The sequence below is a fragment of the Cereibacter sediminicola genome (assembly GCF_007668225.1).
GTDB classification, from domain to species: Bacteria; Pseudomonadota; Alphaproteobacteria; order Rhodobacterales; family Rhodobacteraceae; genus Cereibacter_A; species Cereibacter_A azotoformans.
In genome coordinates this window covers 108383-126890 of record NZ_VDEK01000007.1, presented here as the reverse complement: position 1 = coordinate 126890, position 18508 = coordinate 108383, and the positions used below count along the sequence as shown (strand labels likewise).

Sequence of the window (18508 nt, the reverse complement as noted above, 5' to 3'; positions counted from 1 at the left end):
GCGCGGCGTTCGACCGCTGCAACCCGAGGTTCCTTGCCGCCGGAAACGCCTACCCGCCGCGCGGGCGGCCGCGACATCGCGTCCCGCGCGACATGCGGTCATGCCCATCCGGGCCGGAAAGGAATGGGATGACCGACTTTCGTAAGTCTTTTCATGGTTAAAGGACACGACCCGCCCCCCCGACCGGCAGACAGATCCACCCGGAAGCCTTTCTTTACTTCCGTGTGACAAGGCTCCAGACACCGTTGCCTGTGCAGTATCGGTGGCGGCGGAGGGACGGGCCGTGTCGGCCGGACGCTCCAGAGGGTAGAACATGGCATTTCACGGGACCGCAGAGTTGGTCGCCGCCCGTCCTTCAGACGTCCGGGATGGCGAGGTTCCCTTCGACTTCGACGAGATCTTCTTTTCGCGCACCGATGACCGGGGCGTGATCCATGCGGGCAACGCGGTCTTTCGCCGGGTCTCGGGCTACGAGGGCTCTCGCCTCATCGGGGCGCCCCATCGCATCGTCCGCCATCCGCTCATGCCCAAGGCGGCCTTTCATCTCTTGTGGGAGAGGCTGAAGGCCGGCTGCGCCACCGGGGTCTATGTCTGCAACCGCGCGCTGGACGGACGGGCCTACTGGGTCTTTGCCGTGGTGGTGCCCGTGGGCGAAGGCTTCCTGTCGGTGCGGATCAAGCCCGGAACCGCGATGTTCGACCAGGTGCGGGCCATCTACGCCGAGCTTCTGGCCGCCGAGGCACAGGGCGCCACGCCCGCCGAAGGGGCGGCCGAACTGATGCTGAGGCTGAAGGCCGCGGGCTTTCCCGGCTATGACTCGTTTCAGGCGCAGGCGCTCGCGGCCGAGCTGGCGCATCGCGCCGAAAGGGCCGGCTGCACGCCGCCCGCTCTGGTCCCCGCAGCCAGCGCCGCGCGGGCGGCCGACCGCATCGCGGCCAGTATCAAGCCGGTCCGCGACATGCTGCGAAAGGCGCTGCATATCGCGATCAACCTGCGCATCGTGGCGGGGCACCTCGGCAGCAACGGCCGCGCGCTCGGCGCGATCGCCGACAATTACGCATCCCTTTCGCGGGACCTGTCCGCCTGGATCGAGCGGCAGTCGGCCGCGGGGGCCTTCGCAAGCATCGCGGGCTCGGCCGGCGAGAACCTGTTCCTCAAGGCGGCCACGGGGCTGCTCGACGAGATGGCGGAAACCTTTGCCCGGGATGCCGAGGCGGGGCTCGGCGATCCCGCCGCCGAACGCGAGCGGCTCTCGGCCGCGGCCGCCTTCTACCGGGGCCGCGCGCAGGAGTGCAACGAGCGCGCCGCCCGCATGGCCCTCGACCTAGAGGCGCAGCTTGCCCAGATGCGCCACCGCATCAACGCGCTCGACGCGATCCGCATGCAGTGCCGCGTCGAAGGTGCGGCCACCGCCTGCGCGGGGGGCGAGCTGGATCACATCGTGGCGCAGCTCGACCGCTTCCAGGATGAGATGGGGGTGCGTCTGACAGAGATCATGTCCCACGGGCGCGACATCCAGGAGGCGGCCGCCGCAACCGATGTGCGCCTCGTGCCGCCGCCGGTCGCACGCGCCCTGAGGGCCTGACCCGCGGGGCCGCCTGACCGGCGCGGGTGGATGTTTGGGCCAGGGTGCGCTACGTCCCTCGTCACCGAGGAGGCCAGAATGCTGAAAGACGATCTACCGGAACGGCCGGGCTGGCGGGACAGGGCTGCCGAGCTGGGTTTCACCTTCGCCGACATGCATGGCGAACCCTACTGGGACGAAAGCTCGGCCTATCAGTTCAGCCTGCGCCAGATCGAGGAAGACATCGAGGAACCCGCGACCGAGTTGCATGGCCTCTGCCGCGAGGCGGTGGCGCGGATCGTGGAGAGCGACGAACTGATGGCGCGCCTTGCGATTCCCGAAGAGCACCGGGATTTCGTGGCCGAAAGCTGGCGGAGGCACGAGCCCGAGATCTACGGCCGCTTCGACCTCGCCTATGACGGCACCGGGCCCGCGAAGCTCCTGGAATACAACGCCGACACGCCCACCTCGCTTTACGAGAGCGCCTCGTTCCAGTGGATCTGGCTGGAAGAGCAGATCGCCGCGGGCGTCCTGCGCGAGACCGACGATCAGTTCAACGGCATCCACGAGGCGCTGGTCGAGCGGTTTCGCACGCTCTTTGCCCCGGACACCGACCTTCATTTTGCGGCCATGGCCGGAAATCCCGAGGATTACGCCACGGTCGAGGCGATGGCCTGGGCCGCCCGCGAAGCCGGCATGGGCGCCCATTACACCGATCTGCAGCGGATCGGCCTCTCGGCCGAGGGCCAGTTCACCGATGCCGAAGACCGCGTGATCGGCACCCTCTTCAAGCTCTACCCGTGGGAGGATCTGTTCCGCGACCCGTTCGCGGCGCACCTGAAGAACGCCGATTGCCTGATGCTCGAGCCCGCCTGGAAGGCCGTGGTCTCGAACAAGGGGCTGCTGCCGGTGCTCTGGCAGATGTTCGAGGGCCACCCGAACCTGCTGCCGGCCTTCTTCCTCGACGATGTCGAGGCGGCCGCCGCCGGCCGGCGCACGGCGCCCGGCACCGCCGAGGCGCTGGACCGCGTGCCCGGTCTCGCAACGGAACATGTCATCAAGCCCTTGTTCTCGCGCGAGGGGGCCTCCATCTCGATAGTCGAGCGCGGCGAGGTCACCGAGGCGTCCCCCGATACCACCTATGCGGCCCACCCCAGGATCGTGCAGGCCTACCATCCGCTGCCGGTTCATGGCGGGTTCCGCCCGGTGATCGGCGCCTGGGTGGTGGGAGAGGCCTGCTGCGGCATCGGAGTCCGCGAGGATCGCGGCCGCATCACGCAGGATCTCTCGCGCTTCAAACCGCATTACATACGCGACTGACCGAAGGATAGAAGCCATGCGCAAACGCTCGCACCGGGTCGCCCTCTGCATCGTGGGCGCGGCCGCCTTCACTCTGGCGGGCTGCCGCGAAGAGCAGGTGGACGCTCAGGCCTTTCCCGACCTCGACAGCTGCCGGGCCGCGGCCCAGACCGGAGGCACCGACTTTTCCACGGCCGACTGCGACGCGGCCTTCGCCGAGGCGCAGCAGATCCATCTCGAGTCCGCCCCGCGCTACGACAGCCTCGAGGTCTGCGAGGAGCAGCACGGCGAGGGCGCCTGCGGCAGCGAGCAGCAGGTTTCGGGCGGCGGCGGGATGGGCAGCATCTTCATGCCGCTCCTTGCGGGCTACCTGATCGGCAACATGCTCGGCCGCGGCATGCCGGCCGCACAGCCGCTTTACCGCGGCTCCGACGGCCGGTTCACCAACGCCACCGGCACCACGGCCTATTCCGGCAACACCGGCCGCACCCAGCTGTCGCCGAGCCAGTTCAACCGCCCCCCGACGACGATCGGCAAGCCCCCGATGACAAAGACCACCGTCACCTCGCGCGGCGGCTTTGGCAACAGCGCGACGGGCCGAAGCGTCGGCACCTGACGCCCGCGGCGTCCCGCGCACCAGCGCAGGCCCGCCCCACCCGGCGCGGGCACCCTCGCATCGCACAGGTCGCCGCGGCGATCTTCACCCAGGACCGATATCGGCCCGGCAAGGCCCTTGCGGCCTGCCCGAGGGTCGTCGCGGCCCGGCCGGTCCATTCCCGATCCGGCAATGTTCGCGCCCGAGAGGCCTGATCCTGCAACGCCGTGGCGGGGGCCGCGTCGCCGCGAATCCCGCAGTTCGGCCACATCTTCATCCCGACGGCGCGTCTCCCGCATCCGAAAGCCGCAGGTTATCGTCTTCGAGCCCGGAAACCGCCGCACGACCTTCCGCCAAAAGACGAAGCGCCACGTCCGGCCTGCCGAAAAAAGCCGCTATCCGCCTGATCCCCCAAAGGAAAGCAGCGGCTCAACCTCCAGTTTCGTGGACAGGGGCCACAGAGATCGTACCCTGCAACCAGAGGCGCGTGAAAGCCTCTCGCTGTCTTTCAGTCGTGCGGGGTGACATGGAAGCGGATCCAACCTTCGACGTCGCCATCGTGGGAAGCGGTCCCGCCGGTCTGGCCGTTGCCAGCCGACTTGTCGGACGCGGCCTCTCTCTCGTTCTGATCGAGGCCGGCAACGCCGAACGCGACCGGCACGACGAACAGGACAGCCTCTCCGCCGAGAATGAGGTGGGGCCCAGGCATCCTGCGGCGCATCTCTACCGCCGGCGCATGCTGGGGGGATCCTCGACCGTCTGGGGCGGGCGCTGCATTCCCTTCGATCAGGCCGACTATCTCATCGGCGGCGACGGGACCGGCTGGCCCATAGACCCCGCCGAGATCGAGCGCCACCAGCGGGCGGCAGCGGATTTCCTCGACTGCGGCGAGCCGCAGTTCGACGAGGCGGCCTTCGACACGCCGGCATGGCGAAGCCGCTCTCCGCAGATCGACCTCGACCTTGACCTGATCGAACGGTTCTCGCGCCCGACCAACCTCTGGCGCAAGATGCGCGACAGCCTGCGTGCGCAGAGCGACCTCAGGCTCCTGACCGATCATGTGGTGGTGCGGGTGGACCTCTCGTCCGACGGCACCCGCGTCGAGGGGCTGCGGACCATCGACCGGCGGTCGGGATGCAGCGACCTTCTGCGCGCGCGGCATGTGGTTCTTGCCTGCGGCGGGATCGAGACCGCCCGGCTGCTCCTGGCCTCGAGGAACGTCCACCTGCGCGGGATCGGCAACCACAGCGATCAGCTCGGACGCCACTACATGACGCATCTCATCGGCGATGTGGGAGAGCTGGACCTTTCGCCCGCCTTCGATCAGGCGCGCATCGACTACCGCCGGACCCGCGACGGGGTCTATGCCCGCAGCCTGATCCGGCTCTCGCCGGCCCTCCGCCTCAGGGAGCGTCTGCCGAATGCGGTCTGGCGCCCGGTGTCGCCGCCCTTCTGGAACCCGTCCCACCACGATCCGATCCTGTCGGCGGTTCATCTGGCCAAGGCGCTCCTTCCCAAGGAATACCACAGCCATCCCGCCGAGGTGCTCGCGCAGCGGAACGGCTGGCGCGATCCGGCCGCCCATGTCGCCAACATCCTGCGCGATCCGGGCACTCTGGCGGCCTATGTGCCGGTGATCATGGCAAAGCGCATTCTCGCCCGGCGCAAGCTGCCCTCGGTGTTCCTGCTTCGCCCGGACCGTCACTACCGTCTGGAGATCAACGCCGAGCAGCTCCCGGATCCGTCCTCGCGCATCACCCTGGGCGACAGCCGGGACCACTGGGGCATGCCGCGAATCCGCCTCGACTGGCAGGTGACCGCGCCGACCCTCGAAGGTGTGCGCCAAAGCCTCGCACACCTGGCCGAGCTGATGCCCAGACACGGGTTCGGCCGCCTTCTCATGCAGCCCGATCAGGCCGCCGAGGGTCTGATCTCGCAGGGCGGCCACCACATCGGCACCACCCGGATGGGCACGTCCCCCGAGAGGGGTGTGGTGGACAGCGATTGCACCGTCTTCGGCGTGCCGAACCTCCATGTTGCCGGAGCATCGGTCTTCCCGACCTCGGGGGCGGTGAACCCGACGCTGCTGCTGACCTGCCTGGCCTTCCGCCTTGCCGATCATCTGCTCGACCGGCTTGCGCCCGCACCCGTCCTGGCGCTCACGACGTCCGAGCCTGCCCTGCCGCGGCCGCTCGTCGAGCTGCCCCCGGTCGCGGCCGCCGTGCAGGCCATGCCCTGAGGGGCGAAGACCACCGACTGACCGTCGCGCGGCCGTGCCGGGGCCCGCACGCCATCCTCACTGACGGCGCCCGAACAGGGCCTGATGCGCATCCCCCGAGGCAAGCGCCCTGCGAAGATCGGCAAGGCGCCGCAGCAGCGGCTCATCCACGGCGAGGGTGAACAGAATGGCGAGGAGCAGGACGCCGGCGAAATAGGCGGGGGCGATCAGCGCCTCGGGCGCCCCGTTCAGATGCGCCCACGCCACTACCGTATAGAGCGGAGGCACATGCACGAGGTACAGGCCGAAGGAGATGCGCCCGAAAAAGACCGGCACGCGGGCCGCGAAGATCCGGGCCAGCGCAGGCAGCGTCAGCACCGCATAGAGCAGAAGCCCCGCCGCCAGCACCGGCACAAGGCCCCTCGGGCGGCCCACATGCCACTGTTCGGGCACATCCGGCAGATCGAGACGCAGGTGAGCCCCCTCACCGGGCGACCCGAGAAGGACCGCGGCGATCAGCGCCGCGACCGGCACCGCAGGCGGTACCGGCAGCAGGGCCCCGCGCCGGTGCGCCTCGTAAAAGGCGGCGCCGAGGACGAAGGCCAGGTAGGAATCCGGCAGCCACGCAACGACCGCAAGGCCCGAGGCCACCAGCGCATAGAGCCGGATCCTGCCCTGCGCCAGGAAATAGAGCAGGAAGATCCCGAGCGAGCCGAGAAGCTCGATCCTCATCGTCCAGAGCACGTTGTTGAAGCGTGAGTAGCCACGGACTAAGGTCGCGGCGAGCCCGTCGGCCACGGCGTACCAGGCGGGCCGGATCGGCTCCTGATAGGTGAAGTTCAGCCAGCGCGACGGCTCGGCGAGCGTCTGCTGCAGAGAGCGCGCGCTGTCGGGAAAGGCCGAGAGCCACACCCAGGCGAGCAGGCAGCTGACCGTGACCGGCAGGGCAAGGCGCAGGTAGCGCGTCACCGCGTTCGAGATCGGCGCGTCGCGGCGCCGGTCCGCCGCGGCCGCCATGACAAAGCCTGACAGCACGAAGAACACCGCCACCGCAAAGCGTCCGTTCCAGAGCATGTGGAGCGGCGTGTCGGCCAGCGCGGCAAGGCTCGAGCCCATCGACGGCGCCAGGTTGGGATGCATCAGGCAGAGGTAGTGGTAGAGAACCACAATGGCTGCGGCGACGCCCCGAAGGCCATCGAAAGCCTCGATCCGGGTCGTCGGCAATGCCGATACGGCCATGGAAGCCATGGAAAACGCTCCAGTTGGTCTGAGGGTGGATCACGAGCTCATCGGGCAGCCCTGTGCCCGGAACGACAACACGCTCTAGGGTATGGGTCGCGGGGGCACTGTCCACCCCTCCTCCGGCCCGTACGTGTGGCTGACGCTGGGTAAGCCCCATTCTGCGCCCATGCAGCCGCGCCTTGCGGGCAAGTCCCCGCTCACCACGGGCCGCTCGACGGATTGTGAGGAGCGTTCTTGGTACGGCGCGGCGGACCGGAAGACCGCGCGGCAGCCCCTGAAGCGACAGGCCGGGGGGAGAGGCTTCGGCCAAACCAGTTTTCAGCGCCGATGGGAACCCATCCGCACCCTGTGGCCGCAGCCGTGCACAGGAACCCTTCCGCCGGACGAGCGGGCGCTGTAATCTGGGCCGATGATCCGGGTTCTGATCCTGCGCCTCCTTTGCCTCGCGCTCGTCACGGTCGCCCTTGTGGCGGGTCCGGTCGCGCACGCGGCCAGCGCAGGCCACATGGCGGCGGATGCGGCGGTGGCGCATGCGGGGGCAGATCCCGCGCCCTGCTGCCCCGGCGCCGGACAGCACGATGGGGCCGATGGGCTTGTCTGTGCGGTCTCCTGCGCGATCGCGCCTTCGGTGCTGCCCGATCCTGTGCTCATGCTCCTGCGGCTCGGGCTCGGCGTGCGGCAGCTGCCGGACTGGAACCCACTGCCGGCGAGCCGCCACCCGCCCCCCGAGGATCGCCCGCCGAGACGTCATCCCGCCGCCTGAGCCGGCCGGCCCCGCGCCGGTCCTGTCCGACATCCGCCTCGTGCGGAACCTCAGGGATGAGAGATGATCTTCCTGCACCTGCACCGCCTTCCTGCGGCAGCGCCCCCCTTTCCGCCCGCGCTTGCCATTGAACCCGAACGGGCTGCGACCCCCGCCTCGCCCGCCACGGAGGCGCCGCTATGAAGCGCCTTGTCCTCCTGGCCGCGGGCCTCGCCGCCGCCGCCGCTCTCTGGCTTCTCCTGCCGGGCCCGGCCCCCACCGCGGCGGACCCCGCCACTCTCGCCCTCGGCCGTCAGGTCTATGTCGACGAATGCGCCGCCTGCCACGGGGCCAATCTCGAAGGCCAGCCGGACTGGCGCGAGCGGCTGCCGAGCGGCCGCCTGCCCGCTCCTCCGCACGATGCCTCGGGCCACACCTGGCACCACCCGGATGAACAGCTTCTGGCGATCATCCGCGAGGGCACGGCCGCCATCGTCGGCAACGGCTACGAAAGCGACATGCCGGGCTTTGGCGACAGCCTGACCGAGGCCGAGATCCGCGCCGTGCTCGACTACATCAAGAGCACATGGCCCGAGCGCGAGGCCAACTACCAGCGGCAGATCTCGGGCGACTGAGCGCACCCGAAGCGGAGAGCCGGCCCGCCGGCTCCCGCCCCATCAGGCTGACCTACGCCAGCCCCTCCAGCAGATCGGCCGCCAGTTGGAGCCGCTCGGCCGCGCCCGGCGTCGGCCGGCGCAGCACCAGTTGCCGCCCCTCCAGCTCCAGACCGTCCCGCCGGGCCGCCTCGCCGAACTCTGCGGCCGGGTCGATCCCCTCGCGAAAGACAAGCGCCACCCCCTCCGGCCCGAGGCTGGCCCGCTCGACGCCAAGAAGGGCGGCAAGCGCCCGCAGGCGGGCCTCGGTCAGCAGGGCCTGCAAGGGCGGAGGCGGCGGACCGAAGCGGTCGGCCACTTCCTCGGCCAGACTCTCGGCCTCGCCCGGATCGGCCACCCGCGCGATGCGGTGATAGAGTTCGATCCGCAGCTCGGGTTCGGGAACATGATCGGCCGGGATATGGCCGGTCTCTCCCTGAAGCTCGACCGGCGGCGGGGCGGGCGGATCGCCCCGCGCCTGCCGCAGCGCCTGCGCCAGCATCTCCTGATAGAGGCCAAGCCCCACCCGCCGGACATGGCCCGCCTGTTTCGTCCCCAGCAGGTCGCCGGCCCCGCGCTGGTCCAGATCGGCGGCGCTGATCGCCATCCCCGCGCCCAGCCTGTCGAGCGACTGCAGGATGGCGAACCGCTTGCGGGCCTCCTCGCCCGGCTCTTCGCCCGCCTCGTCCATCAGGTAGCAATATCCTTGCAGGGCACCGCGGCCGACCCGCCCCCGCAACTGGTGAAGTTGCGCAAGCCCGAACAGCTCGGGCCGCAGCACCAGCATCGTGTTCGCCCGCGCCACGTCGAGGCCGCTTTCGATGATGCTGGTGGCCAGCAGGACGTCGCCATCGCCCGCGGCAAAGGCGACCATCGTCTCGTCGATCTCGCGCGCGGGCAGGCCGCCGTGGGCGATCCGCAGCACCATCTCGGGCACGAGGTCGCGGAGCCGGTCGGCGGTGTCCGCGATGTCCTCGACGCGCGGGACGACGACGAAGCTCTGGCCGCCGCGCCGATGCTCGCGCACCAGCGCCTGCCGGATCGTGGCGGGCGAGGCCTCGGCCAGGAGCGTGCGGATCGGCCGGCGCCGCGCGGGCGGCGTGGCGATCACCGACAGGTCCTGCAGACCGGCAAGCGCCGCCTGCAGCGTCCGCGGGATCGGCGTCGCGCTCATCGACAGGACATGCAGCCCCCGCCCCAGGTCACGCAGCCTGCGTTTGTGCTCGGCGCCGAATCGCTGTTCCTCGTCGATGACCAGAAGGCCGGGCTCGGCGAAGGTGACGCCCTTGCCGACCAGCGCGTGGGTGCCCACCACGATGCGGATGCGGCCATCGGCCAGCCCCTCGCGCACGGCGGCGGCGGCCTTTCCCGTGACCAGCCGCGACAGATGCCCCACCTCGATGCCGAAGCCCGCGAAACGGCGGCGGAAGCTCTGGTAATGCTGGCGGGCGAGGACCGTCGTCGGACAGGCCACCGCAACCTGCGCCCCCGACAGCGCGACCGCGGCGGCCGCCCGCAAGGCCACCTCGGTCTTGCCAAAGCCCACGTCGCCGATCACCAGCCGGTCCATCGGGCGGCCCGAGCCGATATCCGTCAGCGCCGCCCGGACCGCCGCCTCCTGATCCGCGGTCAGCGGATGGGGAAAGCGCGCCGAAAGCCGCTCGTAGGCGGCCTGCGGCGGCTCGTAGGAGGGGGCCCTCGCGCGCGCCCGCTCGGCGGCCAGCCGGGCCAGTTCCGCCCCCAGCGCCTCGAGCGTCCGAACCAGTTCCGCCCGCCGCCTGCGCCACACGCCCGAGCCGAGCCGGTCAAGCGCGACCTCGCCCGTATCCGAGCCATAGCGCCAGATCCTCCCGGCCTCCTTGACCGGCACGAGCAGCCGCTGGTCGCCGGCAAAGACCAGCCGGATCATCTCGGTGCCCGCATCCTCGATCGGCTCCAGCCCGTCCAGCCGCGCAAGTCCGTGCTCTTCATGCACCACGATGTCGCCCAGCGCAAAGGCCGAGGGATCGAGCAAGGTGGGAGGCAGGCCGGGCGCGACATCGGCCGACTGCCCGGCCCGCCGCCCCAGCAGATCCGGCGCCGCGATGACGGCGAGATCGCCGCTCACGAAGCCCCGGTCGAGCGTCGCCACGAGCAGGGCCAGCGGGCTGTCCGAGTCTCGAAAGGCCGCCCAGTTGGGCACCTCGGCGGGCTCGGCGCCCCCTGCGCGGCGGACCATGCGCGCGATCCGGCCCCCCTCGGTCGCCGATCCCGCACAGAAGAGGACCCTGCGCCCGGCCTCGTTCTGCTTGGTCAGGAACCGCGCAAGCCGATCCCTCGGGCGCCGCTCGGCGGCAATGGACGGCACGGACGCAGCGGCCGGCTCTTCCAGCGGAACGGCGGCCAGCGCCTCCCACTCCCGGAGATCGAGGTAGAGCCGGTCCGGCGCCAGCGGACGCGCACCACCCTCCTCGGCATCGCTGTGGGCCTCGGCGATCCGGGCAAGCCGACCCCGGACCCCTGCCGCGGCGGCGGCGGACGCGGTGATGCGCGGCTGCCCCATATGCGCGGCCAGCGTCGCCAGATGCGGCCAGGCCTCCGGCAGACGATGTTCGGCGCCCCGCTCGTGCGCCTCTCCGACCGACGGAAGCTCGGTCACCGGCAGCAGCTCCAGCCCTGTCCGCTCATCGAGCGACCGCTGGCTCACGGGATCGAAGCTGCGCAGCGAGTCCACGATGTCTCCGGCGGTCTCGATGCGGCAGGGCAGCTCGTGGCCGGCGGGAAAGATCTCGATGGTCGTGCCGCGGACCGCGATCTCGCCCGGCTCGTCGATCCGCCCATCCGAGCGGTAGCCCGCGCCGAGGCAGAAGTTCTGCAGCGCCTCGGCGTCCAGCCTCTCGCCCACCCGGATGCGAAAGCTGCGCATCGCGCCCGGCGGCGGCACGCGCTGCAGCACCGCCCCGAGCGAGGCCACGACGAGCGTCCCCTCCGCGCCGTGGGCCAGTTCATGAAGCACCCGCATCCGGCGCCCCATGACCTCGGGCGAGGGCGAGGCGCTGTCGAAGGGCAGGCAATCCCACGGAGGAAAGAGACGAACCGCCCGTTCGGGCAGGGCCGACGCCAGAAAGCGCGCCAGTGCCTCGGCGCGCCGCTCGCCCGACGTGACATGAAGCAGGCTGCCGGCCGCGTCAGGCAGGCCCCGCATCAGCAGGACGGCCTCGAGGCCGATCGGTATCTGTTCGTCCATGTCGCCCGGTCACCCCGCCCCGGCGTGGACGAGCTTGCTCAAGCTGTCACCGCCCTGATGTCGCCGGCAGAAATGACGGGGCCCCCCGGATGGTTCCCCCCGCACCCCTGACACGCCACCGCACCGACCCCGCGCCCTTGCCCGGCAGGGGCGGACGAAGCCCCCGCAGGCGCCGCGCACCGGCGGGCCGGACTTGATCCATCTCAGATGGATGGACGGCAAACCTGTCCATACTGCGCGGGCAACATCCGACGGCGGGTCCTGGCGGGGCGGGAAAGCGGCCGCGTCGCCCAAGCCGTCGCGCCCTGCGCGGAGAGCCCGCATGCCGCAGAAAGGAGCAGGATCATGGACGAGCTGAGAGGAAGGGGCGTTCGCCGCCTCGTGACGGGCATGCACCCCATGCGCACCGCAGGTGGGCGCGCGCTGTGAGATCCGACGTGTCTCTCGAGAACCCGCACAGCCGACCCGCCGAAGACTGCCTCGCCAGCCTCGATGCCTGCCCCCACGGCCTCACCTCGCAGGAGGCGGAGCGTCGGCTCGATCTGCACGGACCAAACCGCCTGCCCGAGGCGCGGCCGCGGGGCCCGGTCATGCGTTTCCTCGCGCAGTTCCACAATGTGCTGATCTATGTGCTCCTTGTCGCTGCCGTGGTGACGGGCGTGCTCGAGCATTGGGTGGACATGGGCGTCATCCTCGCCGTGGTTCTGGCCAACGCCGTGATCGGCTTCATCCAGGAAAGACGCGCCGAGGCGGCGATGGCCGCGATCCGCGGCATGCTCGCTCCTCATGCGACCGTCCTGCGGGACGGGGTGCGGCAGACGGTCGATGGCGCGGCGCTGGTGCCGGGCGACATCGTGCTGCTCGAGGCGGGCGACAAGGTTCCCGCCGACCTGAGGGTTCTCAGGGCGCATGGGCTGGCCGCGCAGGAAGCGATCCTGACGGGGGAGTCCGTTCCCGTCGCCAAGGAGACCGGGCCCGTTGCACCGGAGGCCGCACTGGGCGACAGGCGCTCGATGCTCTGGTCGGGAACGCTGGTCACCAGTGGCACCGCCACCGGGCTGGTGGTGGCCACCGGCCGCGCGACCGAGATCGGCCGGATCGGCAAGCTGCTCGCGGGGGTCGAGACGCTGACCACCCCGCTCGTGGCGCAGATGGACCACTTTGCACGCTGGCTGTCGTTCCTGATCCTGATCGCGGCGGCCCTGCTGCTGCTTTACGGGTATTTCGTCGGGCACCGTGACTTTGGCGAGATGTTCATGGTCGTGGTGGGCGTGGCGGTCGCCGCGATCCCCGAGGGCCTGCCGGCGGTCATGACGATCACGCTGGCCGTGGGCGTGCAGTCGATGGCGCGGCGCAACGCCATCGTCCGCCGCCTGCCCGCGATCGAGGCCATCGGGTCGGTCTCGGTGATCTGCACCGACAAGACGGGAACGCTCACCCGAAACGAGATGGTGGTCGCCGCCGCCGAGACACCCGACGGGGCGTTCGCCATCTCTGGTGAGGGGTACGCGCCCGAGGGCCGCATCACGCCCGAGGGGGACCTCGCCCGCCTCGCCCGCGCGGCGCGGTTGTGCAACGACGCGGCCCTCGCGCTCCGCGACGGGGTGTGGCATGTCGAGGGCGATCCGATGGAAGGCGCCCTTCTCGCCTTTGCCCGCAAGGCCGCGGACGCCGCGCCGGACCCCGTGCGGCACGACGCCATCCCCTTCGACTCGCGGCACCGCTTCATGGCGGTCCTGACCGAAGAGGACGGCGCCCGCCTGATCCATGTGAAGGGCGCGCCCGAGCGTGTTCTGCGCATGTGCAAGGGCATCGCGCTCGACCATTGGCACGCGCGCGCCGAGGCGATGGCGCATCAGGGTCTGCGGGTGCTGGCCCTCGCCGAGCGGCCGGCGACGGGGGATGCAATCGACCCCCGAGACCTCGAGGGCGGGCTGGAGTTCCTGGGCCTCGTGGGGCTGATCGACCCGCCGCGCCCCGAGGCGATCACCGCCGTGGCCGACTGTCTTGCGGCCGGGATCCGGGTCAAGATGATCACGGGGGACCACGCCGGCACCGCCGCGGCCATCGCAGCCCGGATCGGGCTGGCCAACCCCTCGCGGGTTCTGACGGGCGCCGATCTCGACCGGCTCGACGAGGCGCAACTGGCCCTCGAGGTGGTGAGCGTGGATGTCTTTGCCCGCACCAGCCCCGAGCACAAGCTGCGCCTAGTGACCGCGCTGCAGGCCTCGGGTCTGTCGGTCGCCATGACGGGCGACGGGGTCAACGACGCGCCCGCCCTCAAGCGCGCCGACGCGGGCATCGCGATGGGCCAGAAGGGCTCGGAGGCGGCCAAGGAAGCCGCCGATCTCGTGCTGGCCGACGACAACTTCGCCTCGATCGCCGCAGCCGTGCGCGAAGGCCGCACGGTCTATGACAATCTCAGGAAGGTGATCAGCTGGACCCTGCCCACCAACGCGGGCGAGTCGCTCGTGGTGGTTCTGGCGGTGCTGGCCGGCCTCGCCCTGCCGGTGACGGCGGTCCAGATCCTCTGGATCAACCTGATCACCGCGGTCACTCTGGGGCTTGCGCTGGCCTTCGAGCCCACCGAGGCCGGGACGATGTCCCGCCCGCCCCGGCGGCGCGACATGCCGATCCTGACGGGCGGACTGGTCTGGCATGTGGTGCTGGTGGCCTTCCTGTTCCTTGCCGCGGTGTTCGGCATCTTCAGCTATGCCATCGACCGCGGCTATCCGCTCGCCCTGGCGCAGACGATGGCGATGAACACGCTCGTGGTGCTCGAGATCTTCCATCTCTTCTTCATCCGCAACATCCACGGCACCTCGCTGACATGGGCCGCGGTGCGGGGAACGCGCGTGGTCTGGATCGTTGTCGCCACAGTAACGGCGGCGCAGCTGGCCGTCACCTATGTGCCGTTCCTGCAGCGCCTCCTCGGCACCGAGGCGGTTCCGACCGCCGACGGCCTCCTGGTCGTCGCCATGGGCGCGGTGTTCTTCGCCCTGATCGAGATCGAGAAGCAGATCCGGCTCGGCCTCACCCGGAGCGACAGCCGCAGGACAGCGTGACGCCTCACGACCGCCGGCCGAGGGATCGGCCGGCGGCAGCCCTTCAGAGCGCGCGGTCGGCCTGCCAGCCTTCCTCCATCAGCAGATCGTCCAGTGGCAGCCGCTGGCGCCAGCCCTTGAGCGCAAGCTCGGGTGCGGCATAGAAGCGATCCACATGGCCCACGCAGAGATAGGCCACGATCTTCACCGCCTCGGGGATGCCGAGGATGGAGCGAAGCTCCTCCTCGCGGTAGATGCTGACCCAGCCGACCCCCAGCCCCTCGGCCCGCGCCGCCAGCCACAGGTTCTGAACCGCGCAGACCGTGGAATAGAGGTCCATCTCGGGATTGTGGGTGCGCCCGAGCACCACCTCTCCGCAGCGGTTGCGGTCGCAGGTCACGCAGATGTTCAGCGGCGCCTTGAGGATCCCCTCGAGCTTGAGCGAGCGGTAGGTGTCGCGCTTGTCCTCCGGGAACAGCTCGGCGGCCTCGTCGTTGGCGCGGCGGAAGGCGGCGTGCACTTCGGCGCGGCGGGCGGCGTCGCGGATCAGGATGAAGTTCCACGGCTGCATGAAGCCGACCGAGGGCGCGAGATGCGCCGCCTCGAGCACGCGGCGGAGGGCCGCCGGATCCACCGGATCGGGCAGGAACTCGTCCCGGACGTCGCGGCGCTCGGCGATGATGTCGTGGAGGGCCTGGCGCTCGGCTTCGGTGAAGCGGCGGGCGGGAAGGGGTTGCGGAAGGGTCGATGCCGACATGGATCGGATCCTCTGGTCATGACGATCCCGCCGCCGTCCACGCGGCAGGAACCTCTTTGTCAGGCCGGTCTTCTGGCTCCGGTTCACCTGCCCTCGGGCGCCTTCCCGGCGAACCGGTGGCCTCCTGCCCGAAGCATCCCCGTTACAGCGGCGGGCCCGCGCCGGACTTGCACCGGCTTCCCGATTCTCCGCCCGCGGGCGGCACCTGACGCACCGCTGAGACCAGATCGGAAGCGGAAGTGCAACCTGCCCCGGACAGGCCCGGCGCCGCACCTGCCGAGCGCGCATCCGGCGGACGGCAGGCCGCGTTTGCCCTGCCCGCCATCCGGCGTCTGCGATCCGCAGCGGCCAGGCCGTGGCGGACGCGGCAACTTCCGGTGCATCTGTACCTGTCAGAGGCGCAGACACCGCCAACCGACGACATCTGCACCGCCGATCCGGTTGTCGCGCCGGATCGGATGACGCTTTCCCATCCCCGCCGACTCGGCCAGGGTGAGAGCATCCCCTTGCCGATCAGAGAGATCGGATTTTTCACAAGGGGATTGAAAATGAAAACGCTCTTCCTTTCGGCCGTTGCTCTGAGCCTTCTCGCCGTTGGTGCCGCCGGTGCGGGAAACCTGTCGGTCACCGAGCAGCTGGGATCCTTCAATGGGTCGATGACCTCGCAGGGCGGAGACTGGAACCGCTCCTACACGGGTCAGCTCGGGATCGGTAACTCCAGCACGACGATGCAGCGCGGCATCGGCAACCTGTCCGAAACGATGCAGCGCGGCATCGGCAACAACTCGTTCACCGGCCAGATCGGCATCGGCAACGGGTCGATGACGAACCAGTCCGGCGTCCGGGGCCATATGTCCGAGACTTATCAGTCGGGCGTGGGCAACGTGTCGATCACGGATCAGCATGACTGAACATGAGCAGCCGGCGGCCCCGGAAGGGGCCGTCGCAAACCTCATTCCTGAACGGGGAAATGCCATGCTTAGATCCATGATGATGACGTCTGCCCTGATCCTGACACCTGCGCTCCTCGCCGCGCAGGAGATGCCGTTGAGCGACAGGTCATGGGGCAACCGCGCCTCGACCACACAGATCGGGTCGAACAACAGTTCCACCATCTCGCAAAGCGGCAAGGGCAATGTCGCGATCAGCGTTCAAAGCGGCGACGGACATGTCCGCAACATCACCCAGCAGGGCGATTTCCAGGGCTTTGCCGGGCTTCAGGTCTCAAGCCGCTACCAGCAAGCCGCGGGGACCGAGACCCGCACGGGGGGCAACGCACGATCGAGCGTCACCGTCGAATTCGAGACGGTGCCGAAATGACCCTGAGGTTCGGTCCTGCGGCGGGGCGGCGGCTGCTGGCCTCGGGCGCCGCGATCCTGTCCCTGTGCGGCGCCGTGCAGGGTGAGGAGCAACCGTCGGGCGGAGCGGCGGGCGACGGGATCCGGTGCGAGATCCGCATCACGTCGAACGGCGGCCTGACGGAATATGCGGGGCTCGCCTGGGCGGCGCGGCGGGTTGAGGGGGAGTATGATCTCACCGTGTCGTCGCGCGGGGCGGGCGGCGTCTCGAATACGGTTCAGCGGGGGCGCTTCGTGCTCGAGCCGCACAGGCAAAGCGTCCTGAGCCGCGTTCAGGTCATGGCCGGACGGGCAGGCACGGTTCAGGCACGCCTGTCGATCCGTTCGAATGGCCGGGAACTGTGCCAATTCACCTCCTGATTGCCTGGCGCGGTGACCGCAGTCAATGCCGGCGGCCCCGGCTGCGCCGACCATCGAAGCAATGGCGAGTACGGAGGGTTTCATGGAACTCCTGCCACTGCTTCCGGGCCATGTCGGTGACCTCTACGATCGGGCCCTCGACGGCGATCTGATCGCCGGGATACTCGACCTCCTGACGGAAGCTGCGACGAAGGCTACGGTCCTCGTCATCGGCCAGAACGACGACGCCCCCGCGGGCAATTTCATCCTGCACCGCGGGGGAGAGCTGAGTGCCGCGACGCTGGAGCGGCTGCGCCGCCGCCCCGCCGAGGCCTGGCTGCGAGGGCGCTGGCAGCAGCCGGTCGGGCGGATCTATCAGGAGGAAGCAGCCGACCTGTCGCGGAGCCGTCCTCCCGATGCGACACCGCCTCCCGAACTGGAGTGCGGCACGGGCGTGGTCCTCAACCGCTCGGGCAAGGCGCAGATGCTGGTCGAGATCCGCTATCCGCGCCGGTCCGATGCCGCCATGCGCAGCTCGAGCCGCCGGCTCCTGACCGCCCATGTCTCGCATCTCGTGCGTGCGGCGCGGATCGAGGATCTCGCCACGCGCGACCCGATCAGCGATCCCTCCTCGGCGGGTGTTCTGGAACTGGTGCCCTTTCCCGCCTTCGTGGTGGATGCGGACCGGCGGGTGGTCAACCTGAACACGCGGGCGGGCGGGCTGTCGCTGCGGCCTGACGGGCTGTTCGTGGGGCCCGGCGATCGGCTGACGGCCTGCAGCCCGACGGCGGATGCGGAACTGGGGGCGCTGGTCCGGCGGCTGGGCGACGCAAGCCGCCAGCGGACGGGCTTCCTGTCCTTTTCCGGCGAGGGGCTGACCCGCAAGTTCGTGACGCTGACGCGGCTGCAGAACGCGCCCCTCGGGCGCAAGGCCGCGCCCTACCGTCCCAGCCGTGCGTGGATCGGCATCACCCTTCATGACGCCGGAGAGCCGCTCCTGCTCAACCACGAGATCCTCTGGAGCACCTTCGGCCTCTCCGCGCGCGAGTCCGAGTTGGCCATGTCGCTGATCTCGGGCGAGACGATCTCGGATCAGGCGCAGCGCCGCAAAATGTCGAAGCAGACGCTGCGCAACCAGATGGTCTCGGTCCTGCGCAAGACACAGACCGCGCGCCAGTCCCAGCTCGTCGCACTGCTGACGCGACTGGCGATTTCGGTGCCGGCTTGAGGGGGAAGGACCATGGCCCGCAGGACCGGGGCGGCGGGCGCCGCCGGCTGGTGCATGGCGCTCGCGCTGCTGCCGGTGGCCGCCATCGCGGAAGAGCCGGAGGGCCGGGCCGCGAACCTGGCGGAGCGTCTGCGCAACGTCCTGTCCGACGGGGCGCCCCTCCTGCCGGTGACGGCCGGACCCGCAAGGGAGCTGCCGCATCCGAGGCCACGGTCGGAGTTCCGGCTGGGGCTCGCGGGGGGT

General features: G+C 70.1%; 14 protein-coding genes and 1 riboswitch. Of the genes, 11 read left to right on the top strand and 3 right to left on the bottom strand.

All coding sequences use genetic code 11. From position 1 onward, the window contains the following. The first annotated feature begins 313 nt into the window (after positions 1–313). The 4 genes from FG154_RS07390 to FG154_RS07375 all read left to right on the top strand — a co-directional run bounded on the left by FG154_RS07390 (position 314) and on the right by FG154_RS07375 (position 5697). The gene (locus tag FG154_RS07390; protein WP_145106080.1) at positions 314–1585 is read left to right on the top strand and encodes a PAS domain-containing protein; all 1272 of its coding nucleotides are present in this window, start codon (positions 314–316) and stop codon (positions 1583–1585) included. 78 nt (positions 1586–1663) lie between these two features. Beyond that, positions 1664–2884 (top strand): glutathionylspermidine synthase family protein, encoded by a 1221-nt coding sequence (locus FG154_RS07385; protein WP_145106077.1) that lies wholly within the window; start codon positions 1664–1666, stop codon positions 2882–2884. Positions 2885–2900: 16 nt separating this feature from the next. Further along, positions 2901–3479: a DUF1190 domain-containing protein gene (locus FG154_RS07380; RefSeq protein ID WP_145106074.1), complete on the top strand. Its 579-nt coding sequence runs from the start codon at positions 2901–2903 to the stop codon at positions 3477–3479. Between the two features lie 505 nt (positions 3480–3984). Continuing rightward, positions 3985–5697 (top strand): GMC oxidoreductase, encoded by a 1713-nt coding sequence (locus FG154_RS07375; RefSeq protein WP_145106071.1) that lies wholly within the window; start codon positions 3985–3987, stop codon positions 5695–5697. A gap of 57 nt (positions 5698–5754) precedes the next feature. Here the strand turns inward: FG154_RS07375 and FG154_RS07370 are convergent, their stop codons facing one another. After that, entirely contained in the window at positions 5755–6924 is a 1170-nt protein-coding gene (locus FG154_RS07370) for an acyltransferase family protein (protein WP_145106068.1), read from the bottom strand. 403 nt (positions 6925–7327) lie between these two features. Here FG154_RS07370 and FG154_RS07365 point away from each other — a divergent pair, with 403 nt between their 5' ends. Together FG154_RS07365 and FG154_RS07360 are read left to right on the top strand one after the other, a co-directional pair. Continuing rightward, positions 7328–7681, top strand: a complete 354-nt coding sequence (locus FG154_RS07365; RefSeq protein ID WP_145106065.1) for a hypothetical protein — start codon at positions 7328–7330, stop codon at positions 7679–7681. A gap of 179 nt (positions 7682–7860) precedes the next feature. After that, positions 7861–8295: a c-type cytochrome gene (locus FG154_RS07360; protein ID WP_145106062.1), complete on the top strand. Its 435-nt coding sequence runs from the start codon at positions 7861–7863 to the stop codon at positions 8293–8295. 52 nt (positions 8296–8347) lie between these two features. Here the strand turns inward: FG154_RS07360 and FG154_RS07355 are convergent, their stop codons facing one another. Then, on the bottom strand, positions 8348–11539 hold the full coding sequence (locus FG154_RS07355) for a DEAD/DEAH box helicase (protein ID WP_145106059.1): 3192 nt from the start codon (positions 11537–11539) through the stop codon (positions 8348–8350). A 437-nt stretch (positions 11540–11976) separates the two neighbouring features. Here FG154_RS07355 and FG154_RS07350 point away from each other — a divergent pair, with 437 nt between their 5' ends. Then, positions 11977–14604 (top strand): HAD-IC family P-type ATPase, encoded by a 2628-nt coding sequence (locus FG154_RS07350; protein WP_186312309.1) that lies wholly within the window; start codon positions 11977–11979, stop codon positions 14602–14604. 43 nt (positions 14605–14647) lie between these two features. Here FG154_RS07350 and bluB read toward each other — a convergent pair whose 3' ends face one another. Next, positions 14648–15340: a 5,6-dimethylbenzimidazole synthase gene (bluB, locus tag FG154_RS07345; protein ID WP_145106053.1), complete on the bottom strand. Its 693-nt coding sequence runs from the start codon at positions 15338–15340 to the stop codon at positions 14648–14650. 45 nt (positions 15341–15385) lie between these two features. Beyond that, positions 15386–15564: riboswitch (cobalamin riboswitch) on the bottom strand. Positions 15565–15579: 15 nt separating this feature from the next. On the opposite strand from bluB, the gene FG154_RS21395 reads away from it, so the two are divergent. From FG154_RS21395 to FG154_RS07325, 4 genes are all read left to right on the top strand, one after another. Then, complete coding sequence (locus FG154_RS21395) at positions 15580–16251, top strand: hypothetical protein (RefSeq protein WP_246100164.1); 672 nt, start codon at positions 15580–15582, stop codon at positions 16249–16251. Positions 16252–16315: 64 nt separating this feature from the next. Next, entirely contained in the window at positions 16316–16660 is a 345-nt protein-coding gene (locus FG154_RS07335; protein ID WP_145106050.1) for a curlin repeat-containing protein, read from the top strand. Beyond that, the gene (csgH, locus tag FG154_RS07330) at positions 16657–17058 is read left to right on the top strand and encodes a curli-like amyloid fiber formation chaperone CsgH (protein ID WP_145106047.1); all 402 of its coding nucleotides are present in this window, start codon (positions 16657–16659) and stop codon (positions 17056–17058) included. Before FG154_RS07335 ends, csgH begins: the two co-directional genes overlap by 4 nt. Positions 17059–17140: 82 nt before the next feature. Further along, the gene (locus tag FG154_RS07325) at positions 17141–18265 is read left to right on the top strand and encodes a helix-turn-helix transcriptional regulator (protein ID WP_145106046.1); all 1125 of its coding nucleotides are present in this window, start codon (positions 17141–17143) and stop codon (positions 18263–18265) included. The last annotated feature ends 243 nt before the right edge of the window (positions 18266–18508 follow it).